At 48.1% G+C, this 20,648-nt stretch carries 14 protein-coding genes and 1 riboswitch; of the genes, 9 read left to right on the forward strand and 5 right to left on the reverse strand.

Going from position 1 to position 20,648, the window contains the following annotated elements:
* Nucleotides 1–164 precede the first annotated feature (164 nt).
* On the reverse strand, nucleotides 165–1,925 hold the full coding sequence (locus GI364_RS01040) for a methyl-accepting chemotaxis protein (RefSeq protein WP_233096123.1): 1,761 nt from the start codon (nucleotides 1,923–1,925) through the stop codon (nucleotides 165–167).
* A 106-nt stretch (nucleotides 1,926–2,031) separates the two neighbouring features.
* Nucleotides 2,032–2,121: riboswitch (cyclic di-GMP riboswitch) on the reverse strand.
* A 136-nt stretch (nucleotides 2,122–2,257) separates the two neighbouring features.
* Here GI364_RS01040 and GI364_RS01045 point away from each other — a divergent pair.
* The 8 genes from GI364_RS01045 (at nucleotide 2,258) to GI364_RS01080 (ending at nucleotide 12,457) form a co-directional block, all read left to right on the forward strand.
* Entirely contained in the window at nucleotides 2,258–3,118 is an 861-nt protein-coding gene (locus GI364_RS01045; RefSeq protein ID WP_198851898.1) for a metallophosphoesterase, read from the forward strand.
* A 523-nt stretch (nucleotides 3,119–3,641) separates the two neighbouring features.
* Nucleotides 3,642–4,649, forward strand: coding sequence for an ABC transporter ATP-binding protein (locus tag GI364_RS01050; protein WP_198853795.1), 1,008 nt, complete (start codon nucleotides 3,642–3,644; stop codon nucleotides 4,647–4,649).
* Nucleotides 4,646–5,611, forward strand: coding sequence for an ABC transporter ATP-binding protein (locus GI364_RS01055; protein ID WP_198851899.1), 966 nt, complete (start codon nucleotides 4,646–4,648; stop codon nucleotides 5,609–5,611). The genes GI364_RS01050 and GI364_RS01055 overlap by 4 nt, the downstream gene beginning before the upstream one ends.
* A 236-nt stretch (nucleotides 5,612–5,847) precedes the next feature.
* Nucleotides 5,848–7,617 carry a peptide ABC transporter substrate-binding protein gene (locus GI364_RS01060; RefSeq protein WP_198851900.1) on the forward strand — a complete coding sequence of 590 codons (1,770 nt, stop codon included), beginning with the start codon at nucleotides 5,848–5,850 and terminating at the stop codon, nucleotides 7,615–7,617.
* A 109-nt stretch (nucleotides 7,618–7,726) separates the two neighbouring features.
* The gene (locus GI364_RS01065; protein ID WP_233095964.1) at nucleotides 7,727–8,620 is read left to right on the forward strand and encodes an ABC transporter permease; all 894 of its coding nucleotides are present in this window, start codon (nucleotides 7,727–7,729) and stop codon (nucleotides 8,618–8,620) included.
* Nucleotides 8,621–8,708: 88 nt separating this feature from the next.
* Complete coding sequence (locus GI364_RS01070; protein ID WP_198851901.1) at nucleotides 8,709–9,662, forward strand: ABC transporter permease; 954 nt, start codon at nucleotides 8,709–8,711, stop codon at nucleotides 9,660–9,662.
* 329 nt (nucleotides 9,663–9,991) lie between these two features.
* On the forward strand, nucleotides 9,992–10,729 hold the full coding sequence (locus GI364_RS01075) for an AAA family ATPase (RefSeq protein ID WP_198851902.1): 738 nt from the start codon (nucleotides 9,992–9,994) through the stop codon (nucleotides 10,727–10,729).
* A gap of 96 nt (nucleotides 10,730–10,825) precedes the next feature.
* The gene (locus GI364_RS01080; RefSeq protein WP_198851903.1) at nucleotides 10,826–12,457 is read left to right on the forward strand and encodes a hypothetical protein; all 1,632 of its coding nucleotides are present in this window, start codon (nucleotides 10,826–10,828) and stop codon (nucleotides 12,455–12,457) included.
* 51 nt (nucleotides 12,458–12,508) lie between these two features.
* Here the strand turns inward: GI364_RS01080 and GI364_RS01085 are convergent, their stop codons facing one another.
* The 3 genes from GI364_RS01085 to GI364_RS01095 are packed head-to-tail and all read right to left on the reverse strand — an operon-like array spanning nucleotide 12,509 to nucleotide 15,657.
* Nucleotides 12,509–13,330, reverse strand: coding sequence for a carbohydrate ABC transporter permease (locus GI364_RS01085; protein ID WP_198851904.1), 822 nt, complete (start codon nucleotides 13,328–13,330; stop codon nucleotides 12,509–12,511).
* A gap of 19 nt (nucleotides 13,331–13,349) precedes the next feature.
* Entirely contained in the window at nucleotides 13,350–14,306 is a 957-nt protein-coding gene (locus GI364_RS01090) for a carbohydrate ABC transporter permease (RefSeq protein WP_198851905.1), read from the reverse strand.
* Nucleotides 14,307–14,310: 4 nt separating this feature from the next.
* Nucleotides 14,311–15,657: an extracellular solute-binding protein gene (locus GI364_RS01095; RefSeq protein WP_198851906.1), complete on the reverse strand. Its 1,347-nt coding sequence runs from the start codon at nucleotides 15,655–15,657 to the stop codon at nucleotides 14,311–14,313.
* 381 nt (nucleotides 15,658–16,038) lie between these two features.
* Between GI364_RS01095 and GI364_RS01100 the strand changes: the two genes are divergently transcribed.
* Entirely contained in the window at nucleotides 16,039–18,162 is a 2,124-nt protein-coding gene (locus GI364_RS01100; protein WP_233095965.1) for a peptidoglycan D,D-transpeptidase FtsI family protein, read from the forward strand.
* Between the two features lie 1,801 nt (nucleotides 18,163–19,963).
* Here the strand turns inward: GI364_RS01100 and GI364_RS01105 are convergent.
* Nucleotides 19,964–20,524 (reverse strand): GumC domain-containing protein, encoded by a 561-nt coding sequence (locus GI364_RS01105; RefSeq protein WP_198851907.1) that lies wholly within the window; start codon nucleotides 20,522–20,524, stop codon nucleotides 19,964–19,966.
* Nucleotides 20,525–20,648 lie beyond the last annotated feature (124 nt).

Consider the following 20,648-nt stretch of genomic DNA (forward strand, 5'->3'; position numbering starts at 1 on the left):
CATAGCCGCTGATTCGGCATTCGACGATTCTACCGCATAAGTATTTTAATGCCAGGACGCCGCAACCTACCAAACACATGTTCAATCGAAAAACTCCAGGTGCCTTCTAGCAACCTGGAGTTTTGGACTTGTTTCGGAGGGGAGCTAAAGCCGGGTCAAGGCTCCTACACGCGGAATTTGTTGACCATTTCCTGCAACTGTTCGGCCATCGTTGTGAGGGAAGCTGCAGAGGCCGTAATCTCTTCCGTAGCAGCGAGTTGTTCCTCGGCCGAGGCGGAGACGGTTTGCATTCCAGCAGCAGTTTCTTCGGAGATTCGTGTTACAGCCTGAGTCGCCTTTATTAATTCTTCTGTCCCTGAGTTGAGCTGTTTGGCTGCTGTCGACACACTCTGAATTTGACTGCTGACAGATTGTACGGACTCCTGAATCTCTTCAAAGGAACGTCCTGCCGTATTAACGGCGTCCAATCCTTCAGAGACTCGCTCTGTCGTCGATTGCGTTGCAGACACGGCTTGTGTTGTTCCTTCGTGAATTTGGGAAATCAATGTCGCGATTTGTTCTGCAGAGTGGGCTGATTGTTCCGCCAGCTTGCGGACTTCGTCGGCCACGACCGCAAACCCGCGCCCGCTTTCGCCCGCTCTGGCAGCTTCAATCGCAGCATTCAGTGCGAGTAGATTCGTTTGCCTGGAAATGTTGGAGATAGCGGTCAGCATTTCATCAATTTCGTCGGACTTCGATCCCAATTGTTCAATGACACCTGCCAATTCACCGACGGTTGTACTGATATCCTGCATTTTCCGCACCGCAGTTTGAACAGACACGTTGCCTGAAACGGTCTTGTCCTTCGCCGTTAAAGCCGTTGCAGACACGGTGTTGGCTGTGCCCGCAATTTGTTCTACACCCTGCACCATCTGGACAATCGACTGTTTGCCTTGTTCCACGCTCTCGGACTGTGTCTGAGCACCGTCTGCAGCCTGTTGGATAGTAGCCGTAATCTGTTCCGTCGCACGCCCGCTTTCCTCGGAACTGGCAGATAGTTCTTCAGCAGAGGCAGCAACCTGCTGTGTAGTCTGGGTAATGTGGGAAATCAGGTTCTTTAGATTTTCTGTCATGCTGTTAATACCATTTGCAAGTCGGCTGGTTTCATCTCTGTTCTTCACTACCAGAGGCTCAACCGTCAAATCCCCTCCAGCAACTTTCCGGACCTGTCTTTCAACGGCAAGAATCGGTTTTGTAATGCTGTACGCCATGAGAACGGTAAGGAGAATGCCGGCAATAATTGAGATGCCAAGGGTAATAAGGATGTATCTTAGTATCGAGTTCGCTCCTGAATTGTAGTCACTTTCATACGATCCCGCTGCGACATTCCAGCCCCAGCCAGCCGGATCCTTGGCAACATATACAATTTTCTTGGCGTCCTTCTTGGAGTTGGGAAGCGGCCATATGTATTGAATGAATCCACCGCCTGACTGTCCCACTTTGACAATTTTCTGTCCAATCATGACGCCGTCCGGTGTCTTTGCGCTCCAGATGCTTGTTCCCTCAATGGAGGGGTGAGCCACTTCAACACCTTGATTGTTGACAATGAAGAAATATCCGTTTTTCCCCAAGTCATAATTATGATTAATTGGACGATGGCCGTTTGCTTCTTTCTTTCCCAGAATCATTCGTTTCACTTCTGTTTGTGCTGTGGGCAGTGTCAAGTCCCCGGCTTGAACCTCTTTGTTTAATTCTTTAATGGTTCCGTTGACAAGGTTGACTTCGGATTTTAGCGCCGCCTTGCTCTGAACATTCAGTTGATTTGTGGCAACCCTCCAGCCAATCAAACCAGTAACAAGGCTTGGTACAATCAGCAGGATGAGCGAAAAGCCAATCAGCTTTTGTCGCAGTGACCTGATTTGAAACAGCACTTTAAGTCTGTGCATCACCTTTGATTTCCCCCATTCTGTGATGTAGCAAGTGGCAAAAAACCAGTCAAAGGACAATCAAAAAACAATAAAAAAACGCCCGGAGCAGGCGCACTTTTGACACTGTGGCGGCCAGGCTGTCATAGGTCGAAGTTGACCCGTAGACCCTGTGGCTTTGCGCCCCAATGTTTCCACTGGTATGCCCTTTGCACATAAAATTGTCCACATGACATCATGTCGGAATTCATTGACCTTGTCAACCGTTTCTTTTCTCCATCAAAACCTCATATAATCATGTTTGTGGGTACTGTTCTGGCACCGCAGAGAAATCCCATCAAGGAGGTACACGAATGACTGTACTGTGGATAGCTGTCGCAGTCGCCCTCGTCGTCATTAGCATTGATTTGCTTTTCATTCTTCCTACCCAGTGGTTGAAAGTGGAGCGCGTAACATGGACACGCCATCCAAATACGAAGATTCTGCAAATCAGCGACCTTCACATTGAACGTAACCGAGTGACAGAAAAGATTCTCCAAGTCCTTGCACAGGAGCAGCCTGACTATGTGTTTCTGACCGGCGATTATCTCGATTCTCTCAAAGCAATGGGTAAACTGAGCCTGTTTCTAAAGAAAATGGCGTTCTATCGAATTCCGACTTACGCCGTGTTTGGGAACCACGATTATCTCTTGCACGACATAATCCCGCTTCTCGAACTGATGAAGGAACACGGAATTACGGTTCTGCGAAACGAAAGTGTCTCACTACCAGAGTTCGACTTGGTTGGTATTGATGATTTTTGCACAGAGAACTCCGATATCGATGCCGCTTTCTTTGAAGTTCAGAAGCAGCGGACTAAGCAGCAAAACCGGACAGACATTCACCAATCTTCGGTTACAGTGCAGGAGCATGTTCACCAAGACCCACAGAGTTGGAGGAACCGCAGGTGCTTCGTCATTACACACGATCCAAATATTGTTCTCTCGATAGATTATCCATACGATGTCCTCATCAGCGGTCATCTGCATGGCAAACAATTTAATGTACCCCTCTTGTTTGCGCTTCAACCGATGGGGTCATTAACAGCACAGGGAATCTATAAAGGCGTTCACAGCACTTCGTATGGAAGGTACTATATCTCCAAGGGAGCGGGGCAGTCCGGTTTCAATGCACGTTTGTTTGTCCGAAGTGAAATCACTTTGCATTTCGTTTAAACTGGAGGGAGGGTGATCCACAGAACGTACAAATTTCCAGCATTATTCTTATGTTAGTTAGAATTCTGATATTTACATAAACACAGTCTATATAGTAAAATTCCTTCGTAGGCAGGTGAGACAAGTCTGTTCGTCGCCCTTTGAGGGCCGCTTGGCTTGTTGCAGTTCATTGGCAACTTTTATTTCATGTTTGCGAAGAAAGGGCATATTGTAGTAGCATCACCATGGAGTGTTTTGACAGGGGCGGGAAGCTGAACTAGGGTAGGCATAGTTTTTATAGTGCATCACAGAGAAAACGCTTACAAAATAGTGACGGTGCGATTTTCGAGAGGATTTTGAAGTTCCTTAGAGGTACTTGCTTTTATTTGTTTAAAGTATAGTATAATATGCGTAAATTGGGTGGCTATAATCCTCTACAAATACTATATTCCATAGTATTCTTGGCTGAATAAGTCATATCGTAAGAAGCGGTAGAATCAAATTTTGATTCATATATGCATGATTCAGATCTATGTCAGCAAAGATGTCAGCAAAGAAAACAGGGGTGAACAGTTTGTCCGTACTCAGTGTGGACTCGTTAAATGTCGAATTCAATCTAAACGGCACTTATTTTCCTGCGGTTCGGGATTTATCACTAGATATTAAAGAAGGGGAAACCTTAGGACTTGTCGGTGAATCTGGATGTGGAAAAAGTGTTACATCACTTGCACTAATTCGATTACTAACCAAATCAGCACGTGTCACTGGAAGTGTCCAGTACAACGGGAAAAACCTACTGACACTGGGAGATAAGGAGATACGGAGCATTCGGGGCGATGAAATCAGTATGATTTTCCAAGAGCCTATGACTTCGTTGAACCCAGTGTATAAAGTTGGCGCTCAGATTTCAGAGATTCTTCTCTTGCACAAGGATATGTCCCCAAAAGAAGCTTTTAAGCATTCCCTAGAGATGTTGAAAAAAGTAGGAATCGCCAGGCCTGAACAAATTTTGCAATCTTATCCTCATGAACTTTCCGGCGGCATGCGCCAACGGGTAATGATTGCAATTGCAATGTCCTGCGACCCGCGTTTGCTAATTGCGGATGAGCCGACAACGGCTCTTGACGTAACCATCCAAGCACAAATTTTAGATCTAATGAGAAAAATTTCCAAGGAATTTAAGACTTCAATTTTGCTTATAACCCATGACCTGGGTGTCGTGGCTGAAATGTGTCAGCGGGTCGCCGTGATGTATGCAGGTCAGATTGTGGAACAAGGGAACGTTGATGAAATTTTTATGGAACCCCAGCACCCCTATACGAGAGGGCTTTTAGCTGCCATTCCAAAAATTGATGCAAAATCCAAGGAACGTTTGCGTCCCATCGACGGCACTGTGCCTACAATAACCAGAATGCCCAAAGGCTGTCACTTTGCGCCTCGGTGTCCTTTTGCTATGGACAGGTGCCGCAGTGAAAAACCGACTTTGTTTGACGTGGCGGACAATCATTCGTCTCGTTGTTGGTTGAATGAGGAAGGGAGACGCGACGCATGAGTGAAGCACTGTTAAACATTGATAATCTAAAGACGCATTTTCCCATAAAGCAAGGATTCCTTCGGCGGCAGGTAGGCGCGGTAAGGGCAGTGGACGGTATCTCCCTACAAGTTTTTGCCGGGGAAACCTTAGGTGTTGTGGGCGAAAGCGGATGTGGCAAATCAACTATGGGCCGCAGTATTTTACGCTTGGTGGAACCGACCAGCGGTAAAATCACATTCGACGGACAGGATGTTCTGGACTTAAACCGTTCAAACATGCGAGCGCTTCGCCGCGAGATGCAAGTTGTGTTTCAGGACCCATACGCTTCCTTAAATCCTCGCTATACCGTCGCTCAAATCCTTTCAGAGCCGATGGAAGCACACCATCTGTACAATGGTTCGCAACGTAAGCAACGTGTCAGTTCTCTGTTGGAGCGGGTTGGACTGGATCCGTCCTATGCCCGGCGCTTCCCACACGAATTTTCAGGCGGACAGCGTCAAAGGATTGGCATTGCTAGGGCTTTAACGCTCAATCCCAAGTTAATCATTTTGGATGAACCGGTTGCAGCACTCGATGTATCCGTGCAATCGCAGGTTATCAATCTTTTGGAAGACCTCCAGAATGATTTTAACTTAACATATATTTTTATTGCGCACGACTTATCTATCGTAAAGCACATCAGTGACAGGGTTCTGGTCATGTATTTGGGGAGAATGGCAGAACTGACGTCTTCGGACGAATTGTTTGCCAATCCTCTGCATCCGTATACGAAGGCTCTTTTGTCTGCGGTGCCGGTTCCGAATCCAAGGGCTAAGAGAGAACGAATCATTTTGAAAGGTGATATTCCCAACCCGTCCAACCCGCCTTCTGGCTGCGTTTTTCATACCAGATGTCCATTGGCTGAACCAGTTTGTAAAGAAAAGGTGCCAGAATGGCGGGAAGCCAAGGCGGGCCACTTTGTGGCATGTCATTTGGTGTAGTATTGCATTGAGAATGTACTGACTGAAACGTGTGGACTCAATCGTGTATTTTTGAAGGGAGGGATGTTTGGGTGTATGGCTTTGCCTGTTCTTGCGTGTAATCTCATGACTCGCTGATAACGAGAGGTTGAGTTTTCATGTAAAAATCGGCAAAATTCTGGCACCAATACAGAATTCTAAAAGTTGAGTTGGATGCAAACTTCTATGAGACTGATTATAAGAGGGGGACTAGAAAGATGGGTGTACGCAAATCCTTGATGGCATCTGTTGCCATTGCAGCTGGAACCAGTCTTCTCGTGGTTGGTTGCGGCAGCAGCAAACCTGCAACAGCAAATTCGAATAACTCCGCAAACGCCAGCAACAGTACGAGTACAGCAACGCCGACTAAGGGAGGAACACTCAACTATGCGCTGCCTTCACAGACGCAGTTGAACTGGTACCTGCCCATCATGACTCCGGCGGCTGACAGTGTATACAACGCACAATTGATTGACCAAATGTATAAGCCTCTGATTTGGATTGACCAGAACTACAAAATTGATTATGGCTCTTCTATTGCTAGTAAAATTACGTACAACAAGCAAGGAACTGTATACCATGTCTTCTTAAACTCTAAATGGAAATGGTCGGACGGGACGCCGGTTACCGCTAAAGACGTACTGTTTACCTGGAAGCTGATTAAAGGTGCCTCGGCAAAGAACGCGCCAAAGCCATGGCCGTATGTAGGGGCCGGTACAGGATATATTCCTGACGGCATCAAGAGTGTTGTCGCAACCAATCAGCATGAGGTTACAATCACACTGAAGAAACCCGCTAACCAACAGTGGTTCATTTACAACGGCATTATCCAGTTGACACCGATGCCAGCAAAAACCATGGATAAGTATCCGAGTAACCTGAATAAGGAACTCAGCTATATCGGCACTAATGCAAACAATGCCAAGTTCATTGAGCAGCAGCCGGTGGACGGACCGTTTAAACTGCAAAGTGCAACCAGAAGCCAATCCTGGGTACTGGTGCCAAACACTAGTTATGCAGGACATAAGACTCTCTTAAATAAGCTTATCTTTACCTATGAGGCGTCCAGTCAAGCAGAATTCGCAGCCTTGAAGGCAGGAAACATTGATGTCGGTTATTTGCCAATTTCGATGCTTGGATCAAAATCAGCCCTGACCTCCATGGGTGATAAAGTGACACCTGGCTACCCATTTGGAATCTTCTGGACAGAAATGAACATGTGGCCTGGTTCGCCTACAAAGTCGATTTTTGACAATCTGTATGTGCGCCAAGCTCTGCAAATGAGTATTCCGAATAAGGAAATTGCAAGCAAGGTCTACAAGGGTTTTGCCAAACCTATTTTTGGTCCCATTCCAGGAACTCCGAAAACCAAGTTCCTTGATCCTAACTTGCAAAATCCGTATCCTTATAATCCAACAAAGGCCAAGAAGTTGTTGGAACAGCACGGCTGGAAAGAAGTCAATGGGGTTATGACCAAGGGCAGCCAAAAACTTCAGACCGAAATGCTTTACGTCAGTGGTCAGACGACCACGAAAGACGTGGCTGTGCTGATGCAGCAGGAATGGGCGAAAATCGGTGTGAAAGTCACGTTAAAAGCCATGCCGTTTAGTAACTTCATTGGTGTCACCAGTAACAAGAAGGACCACTCCTGGGGTCTTGCCTTTGGCAGCGGTTGGATTTACAACGGACCTGGCTTCTACCCAACGGGCGGTCAGTTGTTCGCATCGACCGCACCGAGTGGAACTGGCTTTAGCGACAAAAAAGAGGATAGCTTGATTACGGCAACACACCAACCGTATGCGACATCACAAGAAACCATGAAACACTTCTTCGCTTATGAAGACTATACGGCCAAAGTCCTGCCGTTCCTCTGGGACAACAACGTTGCCTCGCTTACTGTGACTTCGCCCAAAGTTCAAGGTGTTCTGAGTCACTTGAACCCAGCGACTGATTTCCCAAGAATGCAGTACTGGTCGAAATCCAAATAAACTGCGTTTGACTTGAAAGGAAATCCGTGAATTTTCCTAATCAATTTGTCAGCAAGAGTTCAACTTCGCTAGGGCGCGCTCCGCGCCCTAGACGAAAGGAGAAGTTACGGTGAGCGCACCTGTAATGAACGAAGTGGTACAAGAATTTGAAATGAAGAACAGCGGGCAAGAACGTCCCGGTTTCTGGAAAAGGTTTTGGCGGTTAGGACCAACCAAACTTGGAGTCGGGATACTGGCCTTCTTGGTCCTGTTCTCCTACGTTGGGCCTTTAGTGTATCGCCATAGCGGGACCGCCACGCATATGCTCAGCACCAATGCAAACCCATCAGCTCAGTTTCCGCTTGGTACGGACAGTCTCGGTCACAATGTCCTAGCAGAACTGATGTTAGGCGGCCAAGCTTCTCTTGAAGTTGGTTTTGCAGCGGCCATTGTGGCCATGCTCTTTGGTACGTTTTACGGCATGATCAGCGGCTTGCTGGGTGGCTGGGTAGATACCATTATGATGCGATTTGTCGACATTATGCTGTCCATACCCTCCATATTTATCTTGATGTTTTTGGACGTTGTGTTTCGGCCGAACCTTCTTATCATGATTTTGATTTTAGCATCACAAGCATGGTTAACGGTAAGCCGTTTGGTGCGTGGTGAAGTGCTTTCCATCAAGAACATGTTGTATGTGGAATCGGCTCGAGCTTTGGGACTGACAACGGGGCGAATAATGATGCGCTATCTACTGCCAAACTACATCGGGACTGTATTGGTTGCGGCAACACTGCAAGTTGCCAATGCAATCTTGACCATGGCTGGACTCAGCTTTCTCGGACTCGGCCTACCCCCGCAAATACCAAGTTGGGGCGGTATGCTGAACGATAGTATGAATTATATATTCCAAAATTCGTGGTGGCTGATTTATCCTCCAGGGATTGCTATTCTGTTGTCCCAGGTATCAATTAACCTTGTTGGAGACGGATTGCGTGATGCTTTGGAGACAAGGGAAGCTTAAATTTGTCTTCATATCGACTTCGCGTTAAAGTATGCGCTAAAAGTTTCTTCGCTCTATTTGAGAAGCCGGCTTAGGAGGCTCTGTCATCATGATGAAGTTCACTGTAAGGCGAATATTAGAGGCAATTCCTACTTTAATAGGCATCACGCTTATCGCCTTCATACTCATTCATATTGTGCCTGGCAGTCCTGTTCGTGTTTTGCTCGGACAGCACTATACAGTTGCAAGGGCACATGCACTCACAAAACAATTGGGTTTGGATAAACCTCTGTGGGATCAATATGTAATTTGGCTTTGGAAGCTTGTGCAGGGAAACTTTGGCTATTCCTATGTCTACAACCAGAGTGTGCTCTCCTTGATATTCCAGGCTCTTCCACACACGTTGGCTATCGTAACCTTGGCAATTCTCGCGGCTCACATTTTTTCGGTGTTTATCGGTTCTGTACAGGCGTACTATCAAAACTCTCTTTTCGATCAAGTTGTTACGATTGTCAACTACTTCTTCTACTCAATGCCTAATTTTTGGCTTGGAATCCTGTTGGTCATTTTCTTTGCTATTGGCCTACATTGGTTTCCAACAGGCGGAATTGTGAACACACAACTCTCTCATCCAGGTTTTATGGATTGGCTGCACCACGTCATCTTGCCAGTAGCGACACTCTTTGTCGTGACGATTGCAGGCTGGGCACGATTTATGCGGTCCTCCATGCGTGAAGCGTTACTTCAAGACTACGTGCGCACAGCGCGAATGAAAGGTGCTTCTGAATTCAGAACCGTTTTTGTCCATGGTCTCAGAAATTCTATCATCCCTTTGATAACGCTTTTGGGGATGTCGCTGCCAGTACTGCTTGCAGGGGCATTGTTCATTGAAGAAATTTTTAACTACCCAGGGATGGGATTGCTTTACTGGCATGCCGTTAACGAACGGGATTTTCCAGTCATATTAGGCATCACCGTCTTTCTTGGTGTATTGACTGTATTGGGTAACTTTCTTGCAGACATCTTGTACGCGTTGATTGACCCGCGTATCCAATATAAATAAACACGACTGACGGCCGAAATGTACGTGTGGGAATTTTCTTTTTGCTCTGCTTCTTCTAAGGTTTTCCCACACTCGGCCAACTGTTGTCGCTTTAGCTAAAAATTCGGGTGGTCATGTTCAAGTCTCGTCTCTTCGGCATGCCCCCTCAATTTTCGTTCTGCAATAACCCCTGTACCGCCATCTCCATGCTCCGTGGCCCAGTACTGTAGCATCCCGCGACTTCTCTAATTCTTTGTCTTCGCAGCGACTCTCACGGGGACTTGACGCTTTTGCCGCCAGTTCGTGATATCTTTGTTGTAAGATATCCTTTTTGCAGGAGCGTTTGGGTTATGTTCTTACGTGAGTTACGTTTTCTTGATTTTCCAAACAGCAACCATCACCCCTTTGACATACCAGCCTTTTGCGACACGGGTGAACTGAATCTAAATCAATTCCTTACATTCTTCGTCGGAGAAAACGGGAGCGGGAAGTCAACCTTGCTGGAAGCCATTGCGATTCAGGCGGGATTTAACCCTGAGGGCGGGTCAAGATCCAACCAGTTTGCGACGGCGGCGACAGAATCCAGGTTGTTTGAATACCTAAAATTGCGATGGCTGCCAAAGGTTACGCAAGGATTCTTCTTTCGCGCGGAGAGCTTCTTCAATTTTGCGAGTTATATCGACGACCTTGCCAAAGAATCATTCGCAGGAGATCCGTATTCCGCTTATGGCGGACGGTCCTTACATCATCAATCTCACGGCGAATCGTTTCTCAACTTGTTTGTGAGTCGGCTTTCCAGTCGTAAACCAGCTCTATATATGCTTGATGAGCCTGAAGCTGCCTTGTCTCCTGCGCGTCAGTTGGCTTTGTTGCGTGTTCTGCACGACCACCAGGAGACAGGTCACTCACAGTTTATTGTGTCAACGCACTCTCCAATTCTATTGGGCTATCCTGGTGCTACACTGTTGAACTTTGACGGTGGTTCCATTGAACCCATCTTATACGAAGAGACCAATCACTATATCATTACGCAGCAGTTCCTCAATGCCCGTGACATCATGTTGCGGGAACTGTTTCACGAAGACTAGACTGATGCAGTCTACCTACGAACAAGACAACAAACTGCTGATTCGAATTGCGGAGTCAGGTGTAAGTCATCGAGATTACTGAAAGGTTTGGTTGCGGTGGGTGGCAAACGAAAAATCCTGATACTTTTCGCGGGCATCGGCATTATAGCATTTACAGCATTTATTACGGCATTGATGCGGCTGCAAAACTACAATACGACACAGGTGCAGGTGCAGGTGCAGGGGCAGGCAGATTCTGTGTCCGGCGGTTCATCAACATTGAACGCTAAGGTCACAGTTGGATCTCCCATTGCCACCATTCCTACCTCTGACTTCGGCATTAATACTGCCGTCTGGGACTGGAATTTGCTGAGCCAGAGTACAGAGAAGCTCGTTAAACAAGCCGGCATCCACATGTTCCGGTATCCGGGCGGGTCTACAGCAGACCTGTATCACTGGCAGACCAACTCCATTGAACCTAGTTCCGGCATAACCGCCGCTCCAAAAGATGCGTTCACCCATTTTATTCAGTATGTCCGAAAGAGTCAGTCACAGGCGCTCATCACCGTAAACTACGGCACCGGAACACCGCAGGAAGCAGCAGCCTGGGTGAAATACGCTGAAGTGACACACCACTACGACGTGCAGTACTGGGAAATTGGGAATGAAGTGTATGGCAACGGGACCTATGGCACCAAGTGGGAGGCAGATTCACATGCGCATATCGGGCCACAGGCTTATGCGGATAACGCGCTCAAATACATCAAGGCCATGAAGCAGGTTGATCCCGCTGCCAAAATCGGCGTCGATCTCATTGCACCGGGTCAGTGGCCGTCCAATCAGCAACCCAACTGGAATCGGACTGTGCTGAGCACTGTTGGCAAGAGCATTGATTTCGTGGATGTACACTGGTATCCGCAGCAACCCGGCCGCGTATCGGACAAGGGTTTGCTCAACAGCACCAAGACTATACCGAATATGATGAGCCAGTTGCGGGGATTAATCCGGCAGTACTGCGGCCAAAACGCCAACAACGTCAAAGTCCTAATCGGGGAAACCAACTCCGTGGCCAAAAACCCTGGCAAACAGACCACCAGCATCGTTAATGCACTGTTTCTTGTCAACGACTTGATGACGTGGTTGCAGCAAGGCGCCGTCAACATTGATTGGTGGGACCTTCACAACAGCGAAAATCAAGCGGGGAATCCCCCTGCAGCCACCCTTCAATCACAATTATACGGATCGCGAAACTACGGCGACTATGGCATTCTGAGCGCTGGTCGCCCGTCTGGCCCGCCGTCTGGTTCTCAGTCCGGTTCTCAGTCCGGTTCTCAGTCCGGTTCTCAGTCAAGTTCCCAGTCCAGTCTGAAATCAGGCTCACAGCGGGCAGCCACAGAACCGCCCCTAAACACGCCTTTTCCCACTTACTATGCAATGAAACTGTTGTCCCGACTCGGAAAGCCGGGGGATACGATGCTGCATGTCCAAGTACAGGGCGGCAATTCCGCTGTGTCGGCTTATGCTGTACAGCGTAAGGGCGGGACAGTGGGGGTGCTGTTGGTCAATCGCGATCGTCAGCATGTGCTTCGCGTTCACGTATCCATTCCTCACTTCCACCCATTTCCCATCACACGAACATACAGCTACGGCCCCAAACACGAAAGCAAAATCACTTCCGGATTTGGCTTGTCGTCCGTAACCGTACCGCCCTACTCGATGAAGCTCCTGGTGTTGAGAAAGTGGTGGTAAAGGAATGCAAGCTGCGGTCGGTGGTCAATTTTGAACATGGGCATTTTCCATCTAACCCTGGATTCCCTCACCACGGGAGATGCCGCGAATGATATACCGCTGAAACACTAGAAACAGGATGACAACGGGCAGTGTGGTAAACACGGAAGCAGCCGACAATCTTCTCCAGAGTACGGAATTCCCGGTCAGAAAGCGGGCCAACGCGACCTCAACGGGTTGGACATGGTGACTCTGGGTCACCATCAGCGGCCACATGAGTGAATTCCAAGAGCCGATAAAAATGTACAAACCGATTGTAAACAGGATGGGTCTGCTTTGGGGCAGGACTACATGCCACAGGAATTGGAGATGGCCGCCGCCATCTATCCGGACGGAATCCCAATAGTCCTTCGGGAAGCTCAAAAAGAACTGCCGCAGCAGAAAAATGCCAAACACCGAGGCACCGTAAGGCAAGATTTGAGCCCAATAGGTATCAGTTAAATGAACGACGGCCAGGGTCAGGTAGTTGGGAATGAGTTGAGCTTCATTCGGGATCATCAGAACCAACAAGATGAGCGAAAAGATGAAGGTTCGTCCCCGAAACCGCACAAAACTCAGTGCATATGCCGCGAGAACGGAGGTGGTCAAGGCGAGAACAATCGTGACGCCTGCGATAAGCAGGGTGTTTGCAAAGTACATGGGCCACCGAAACATGCTCCACGCCTTGGCATATACGCTCCATTGCCAATCAAAAGTTAAGTGTGGCGGAAAAGTAAAGATATCTGCTTTTGTATCCAGCGATGTGACCAACGTGAAGTACAGCGGCAACAGGAATGCCAATCCTACCAGCAGTGCAAACACAGCCCGTAAAGCTGGTGATATGTGTGTTTTCATTTTCGTGATCCCACCTAAACTATTGATAATAGACGTAACGCTTCGACGCCCAGCGTTGAATCAGCGTAAAGAGCAAGATGATGATAACGAGGAAGATAGCCATGGCCGATCCGTAAGAAAGGTGATTGTACTTAAACGCTGTCTCGTAGATTAACAGCAGGGTTGTGGTTGTTGCGTATTCGGGCCCGCCTGATCCCCCTGATAAGGCATATATTTGCGAGAAACTCTGCAACGATCCAATTGTCGTAACAATAAGCAGAAAAAAGACTGTGGGTGATATCAAGGGGAATGTGATTTTCCAAAAACGTGTCCACGCCGATGCACCATCAACGATAGCCGCCTCCACCGCGGCACGCGGAAGTGTTCCAAGTGCAGATAACACAATGACGACATCGAACCCTACTCCATGCCAGACGGAGTATATGGCAATGGAGGGCAACGCCATTGTTGGAGACTGCAGCCACTGTGATGTAGGGAGACCGAGCCAATGCAGCACTCCGTTCGCCAGCCCGTAGGTCGGATTAAATATCCACAGCCAACCGATGGCTGTTCCGACCGCAGGAGTGGCATAGGGAAGTAAGATGAGTGTGCGGATAAAATTGTAGTAACGGCTTGAATGGTTAATCAGCAGTGCTACGCAAATTGACAGCACCAAAATCGCCGGGACTTGCATGGCAGCAAACAAGATGCTGTTCAAAATGGACTTTTGAAACACATTCAAGCTAAGCGCATCACGAAAATTGGAAATTCCCGCAAACTGTTGCTGACTACTTCCGAGGTGGTAATGAAAAAACGCAATCACAAAAGCAACCAGTGTCGGCAGATAAATGAAAATCATCAGGAACAGCAGAGCAGGGGCCAAAAAAAGTACGGCATACCGATATTCCCGGTTTCGCAACAATTTGCGAAACCGGGATTTTCTGAAATCTCTCTTGCTTGAGGTTATGACAGAGGTGCTATTCTGCAATCCGCCCATCTTGTTATAACCTCCGATGACCAGACATGTACTTATCGCCGCTTTTGTCCATTCCTTGAAGCGCTTGATTCACGGACAGCTGTCCATTGAGCCCTTTAAGGAAGTAGTTCATCATTGTCGTTTCAGCTTGCGTATAGTTGACAAACCGAGGTTTCATCGTCCACCCCTTAGGGTTCGAGAATGAGGCAGCGTATGGTTTGTTCTTCTGGTAGAAACTCTGCATGTTACTGTCTGTCTGGGGCCCTAATGGAAGGTAGTTGGTGTGTTCATTCCAATAGGTGTTGGTCGAAGGGCTTGACATCCACTTCATAAATGTCCAGGCAGCAGCTTTTTGCGCAGACGTACCTGTATTCATCATTGTCAGAGAACCGCCGTTTATCCAGTTATAGGCTATCGGCGCAGTTCCTTTCGGAGCAGGAGCAGCAAGCATCGGAAATTTCCCGCCCACGGAACCGTAGTCGTACGTCCAGCCCGCAGAGGCATCCGTCAGCAGACCAATCTTGCCAGTACCAAAGTCTTGCTGATACTCATACTTCTTGGTAATAAGAAGGTCGCCGCTTTTGACTAAGCTCCGTAATTGAGATAGAACTTTCTTTCCGGCGGCGCTGTCAAGAGAAAATTTGCTGTGATTGGAATTCGCCCAAATGTTCCCGCCGTAGTCTTTCACCATGGAGAAGAACACAGGCAACATCGGTGTCCACGCCCAGCCGTGAACCTTTCCTCCCAGCTGACTGATTTTCTGTACGTCAGAAAAGTACTGACTCCATGTCTTGGGCGCACCAGAGATGTGGGCTTTCTTAAATAGTGCATCGTTATAGTAGACGACAACAAATGATTTCTTTTCCAGCGGCATGAGGTATTGCTTCTTACCAGGACCCTGCATATCATTCCAAATAACAGGGTAATACCGCTTTTTAATCTCTTGTTGAGATAATCCATTCGATCCGTTGATAAAAGGCTTAAGGTTCACCACAGCGTTGGCAGTCACAAATTTCTGCACCGCAGCAGTCTGAATCTCCGCTACATTGGGAGCCTTGTGGGCCAGATATGCGGGGATGGCTTTGTTAGTAGCATGAATAATGTCGATGGTGACGTGAATGTTCTGGTGCGTTGAATTGAATTTGGAGACTTCTGCGAGGATTGCCTTGTGCAATTTACCAGACGGGTGTCCAGACCAGAATGTAATATTCGTAACGTGATTGGCTGCTCCACTGCCAGTCGCGTTTGATGTATTTGACGACGCAGCGTTCCTGGTTGTGGTACCCGCTGATGCCGCAGCTTGAGTTCCGCATCCAGAGAGAAGAAACAGCACCGTCAGGGTCGTTCCCACTGCTTTTACTTGTAACCTCATTGTCCCATTTTCACCCCTATTCACCGTAGTTCAACTGCTTACAGCGCAAGACTACAGCCAACAGGTAAAGTGGACATTAAATACTACTCAAGGTTTTTTTAATTTCTTATCATGATTTCTATTTACTATAGTTCGCTAATTAAATATAAGGTATGAACTAAATCTCAATACCTGGATATCCGCCGGCGGTCACAGTATCCTGTCATGGGCATGGCGCACGATGACACGTGACGCACAGTGACACGCGACGTGCAAACCACGCATAAATGCGGATAAAAATTCTAGCTTTTAATTTGATTCAAATTTGAATTCGCAGCCGTAAAACCATAAGTAAACGCGCATTCAAACACGCACTATCCCCACAAATGAGAGGAATTCACCGTGAAATTAAACTGGAGTTTACTGCCAAGACGCCGTCGCCCATTCAAGAGCAAGAACAAACGTCCACCTGCACGTTTTCTCAGAACGCGTCTCAGTTTCATATACGGATTTGTTTTTCTTGCTTTTGTTTCGCTGATTATACGTTTAGGTTATTTACAAGTTGTCACCGGACAAAAATACCGCGCCGAGGCACTGACGACCACGCTGCAGCGCATTCCGGTGTTGCCCGCAAGAGGACGTATCTTCGATAGAAATGGAAACCTATTAGCGTACGACAATCCGAATTACAGCGTGTTTCTGACACGAATGAAGCACGTGCATCAGAATCTCAATGAAATGGCGAAAAGACTGGCGCCCGTCTTTCATACGACAGCCAAGAAGATTCTCGCAACCATTAACCAGCAGAAAAACTATGCTACTATCCGCTTGTTTCGAAATGCAAACAATCAACAGCTTGCATATGTGAGTGCACACTCAGGACAACTTCCAGGCATTACCCTGGGGATGAGCTCTGACAGGATGTATCCGTATGGAGACTTGGCTGGACACGCTCTGGGATACGTTGGTCCCATTACCGCTCAGACCAAAAAGTACTACGTCAACAAGATGGGATACTTGTCGAGCCAAAAAGTCGGTGAAAGCGGCATTGAACTACAATACGACAAGTTGCTGCAGGGCAAACCTGGCTACGAAATTATGAAGGTGAATAATCAGGGAACCTCTGTCCAGCACTTAGGTATGGATCCCGCACCGACCCCAGGCAAGAACCTGGAACTCACCATTGACGGTCGAGTGCAAGCTATGACACAGCAAGCCATCATGAATGTCATCAGCCATTCGACACATAAGAACACTATCAAGGATGCAGCGGCTGTCATGTTGAATGTGAAAACAGGCGGTGTGCTCGCACTTGCAAGCTACCCATATTACGACCCAAACTGGTATACGGTACCTGGACAATTGACAAAGCATCTGAAGTATCTCGACACCTCCGGGGCGCAGCAGAATAATGCTATTCAGAATCCGAATTATCCGGGATCGACCGTGAAACCCGCCAATCTTATCACCGGATTGGAATACGGCGCCATTACACCCTCAACTGCATATACAGTGCCTTACAAAATCTACATTGGAAATGCCATGAAGCACGATGATATGCCTCACGGCTTTGTGAATGACGTGAAAGCCATCGCTGTCTCGTCCGACGTCTTCTTTTACAGAGTCGGACTCCGCCTCGGAAAATGGTTTGGCTCTTCGCCAACCAACGGAGGCGCACCTGCTGGCGGCATATCATTGCAAAAGTGGAGAAACACGGACTTTGCCAAGGGCCTTGTCAACCTGTTCTACGGTGAATACAGATTTGGTCTCGGCCAGTTGACTCACATTGACTTGCCTGGCGAACAGCCCGGCAGATTCTACTACATGGACGCTAAGAAACAGTATGCTGCAGTGCCGTTTCCCTTACAGAAAGCACAGCAATCGCTGAAGAAAACCCATCAATTCGTGAACTATAGCACACCCGTCAGCCTGGCACTTTCAGCCATCGGGCAGGAGCAGCAGTTCACGCCAATCGAATTAGCGCAATATGTAGCTACCATTGCAAACAATGGCGTGAAACTGCAGCCGCACCTTCTCAAAAGCGTCTTGGCACCCAGTCTATCAACGTCGCTAAAAAACGATCCAATAGTAAAAAACGTGAAGAAAAAAGTGCAGGCAAAGTTGAACATCAATCCAACCTATCTGCACTTAGCCCAGCAGGGAATGTATGGTGTTTGCAATGTCAGTTACGGCGGACAAAGTACAGCTTACGGTGACTTTCACAACGCACCATATAAAGCAGCTGGAAAAACCGGAACCGCTGACATTTATATGAACGGAGTCCACTTAACCAACTCCGTGTTCATCGCCTATGCTCCCTTCAAAAATCCGCAAATTGCAGTGGCCGTTATGGTCCCAGGCGGCGGTTATGGCGCGCAGTCCGCTGCCATGATTACAAGAAACATGATGGACACCTACTTCAAGGAGCACCACGAGTTCTTTCCCAAGAGCCAGTGGTTATCATCATCCGTACCGACAAATTGGAAAACCCTCTCCGCCTACACCCAAGTAGAGTCGGCGAAATAATCCGACTGCCGGGGGGACCACGGCGGAAGGAAGGGACCACGGCGGAAGAAAGGGAAGGAAGGGAAGAAAGGGAAGGAAGGGAAGGAAGGGAAGACAGGGAAGACAGGGAAGACAGGGAAGACAGGGAAGACAGGGAAGACAGGGAAGACAGGGGAACCGGATGGATGAACGGGCCCCGGCGGCGGATAGGCAGGCGGGGTGCAGGGTCGAGGACCGGGCTGCAAGGCAGGTCGCTGCAAGCCAATTAGTGCCTGAAAAGATCCCTATTGGCTGTCGGGCGATGCGATAGGGATCCCAACGATCACTATCCCGACCGAGCCGAGTACATTAGTGTCATCAAAGGACACTAATGTGGGAAGAGTCAGGTGGCACGTGGGTGATAGGGATCAACGGGATCCCTATTTGAGAGGGCCTGTTGGAATAGTGATCGAATCGATCACTATTATTTGACGCGTGCAGTGATAGGGATCATAAGGATCCCTATCACAACGCGGGATAGGGGAATAGGTCCGATTTTGCCGGAGGATTGCATCGGTTTTCCATGCTATTGACCACCAGACTTAGCCTATTGTACGGATGCCGCTGCAGTTGGAGAGGACAAGGGGAATTTTTCCGCTTATCCTTTTCGACGATCTCGCTGCCATCACCACCGGGGGTGTCTGTAAGGCGGATAGGCAGGCGGGCTACAGGGTCGAGGACCGGGCTGCAAGGCAGGTCGCTGGAAGGCAGGTCGCTGGAAGGCAGGTCGCTGCAAGGCAGGTCGCTGCAAGGCAATTAGTGCCAGAAAAGATCCCTATTGGCTGGCGGGCGATGTAATAGGGATCCCAACGATCACTATTCAGACCTAGCCGAGTACATTAGTGTCATCAAAGGACACTAATGTGGGAAGAGTCAGGTGGGACGTGAGTGATAGGGATCAACGGGATCCCTATTTGAGAGGGCCTGTTGGAATAGTGATCGAATCGATCACTATTATTTGACGCGTGCAGTGATAGGGATCATAAGGCTCCCTATCACAACGCGGGATAGAGGAATAAATCCGATTTTGCTGGAGGATTGCATCGGTTTTCCATGCTATTGACCACCAAACTTAGCCTATTGTACGGATGCCGCTGCAGTTGCAGAGAACAAGGGGAATTTTTCCGCTTATCCTTTTCGCCGATCTCGCTGCAATCACCACCGGGGGTGTCTGTAAGGCGGATAGGCAGGCGGGCTGCAGGGTCGAGGACCGGGCTGCAAGGCAGGTCACTGCAAGGCAATTAGTGCCTGAAAAGATCCCTATTGGCTGGAGGGCGATGTAATAGGGATCCCAACGATCACTATCCCGACCGAGCTGAGTACATTAGTGTCATCAAAGGACACTAATGTGGGAAGAGTCAGGGTGGTACGTGGGTGATAGGGATCAACGGGATCCCTATTTGAGAGGGCCTGCTGGAATAGTGATCGAATCGATCACTATTATTTGACGCGTGCAGTGATAGGGATCATAAGGATCCCTATCACAACGCGGGATAGGGGAATAAATCCAATTTTGCTGGGAGCATGCGCCTGGAGCACCTAACTTGCATCCAACGATTTCCACACGGTACCTCTTTTCAGCGTGCAGAGCCGTTGCAGCTTCCTTTAACGTAGTTTTACCGTTCGATTTTTACAAAATTTTATATTCAACTGTCATTAGGGTACACTTACATTCTTGTATGGTAAATTTTATTTAAAAAATAAAATTATCAACTATATAAAAATCCGAGTTTCTCTCGCGTTTTCTCACTGGAGGTAACAACTGCAACATGAGAGCAGGCTGCTAGTTGTTTTTTAAATCCAATACCTCTTGGATATCCGCGATTTGGTGGTTGTGCCGGTCTATTCGCTTGATGGCATAGTCCATGGACGCCTTCATTTCCGCTGTCATACCAATTAATTGAGTGACCATGTTTTCCGTGCTGCTTTCGCGGGTTTCCATTCGAACTAAGCGCTTATCGATTTTCGCCAGTTCTAAATGTATCGAATCAAATCCGGCCTCCATCCCATCCAAGCGCTGGTTGGTTTGCGCAGCTTGAAGCTTGAGGTCGCTAAATCCTGCCTCCATCCCATCCAAGCGCTGGTTGGTTTGCGCAGCTTGAAGCTTGAGGTCGCTAAATCCTGCCTCCATCCCATCCAAGCGCTGGTTGGTTTGCGCAGTTTCAAGCTTGAGGTCGTTAAATCCGGCCTCCATCCTATCCAAACGCTGGTTGGTTTGCGCAGCTTGAAGCTTGAGGTCGCTAAATCCCGCCTCCATCCCATCCAAACGCTGGTTCGTCTGGGCAAGCTCACCCTTCATGTCGTCAAACAGATCCGCCAAAAATTCCCGCAGCTCTTGGTCCATTTTGGTCTGCTCCTTCCCGCCTCTATTTTATAACAATCCACTGTGGTCGACATATCCAAAAAGAAATTGTTATCAACCGTCGATCACGATGGCATCACCGAATCATCCCACTCTGCCCTGCAGC

It is taken from the genome of Alicyclobacillus sp. SO9, assembly GCF_016406125.1.
Taxonomy (GTDB): Bacteria; Bacillota; Bacilli; order Alicyclobacillales; family Alicyclobacillaceae; genus SO9.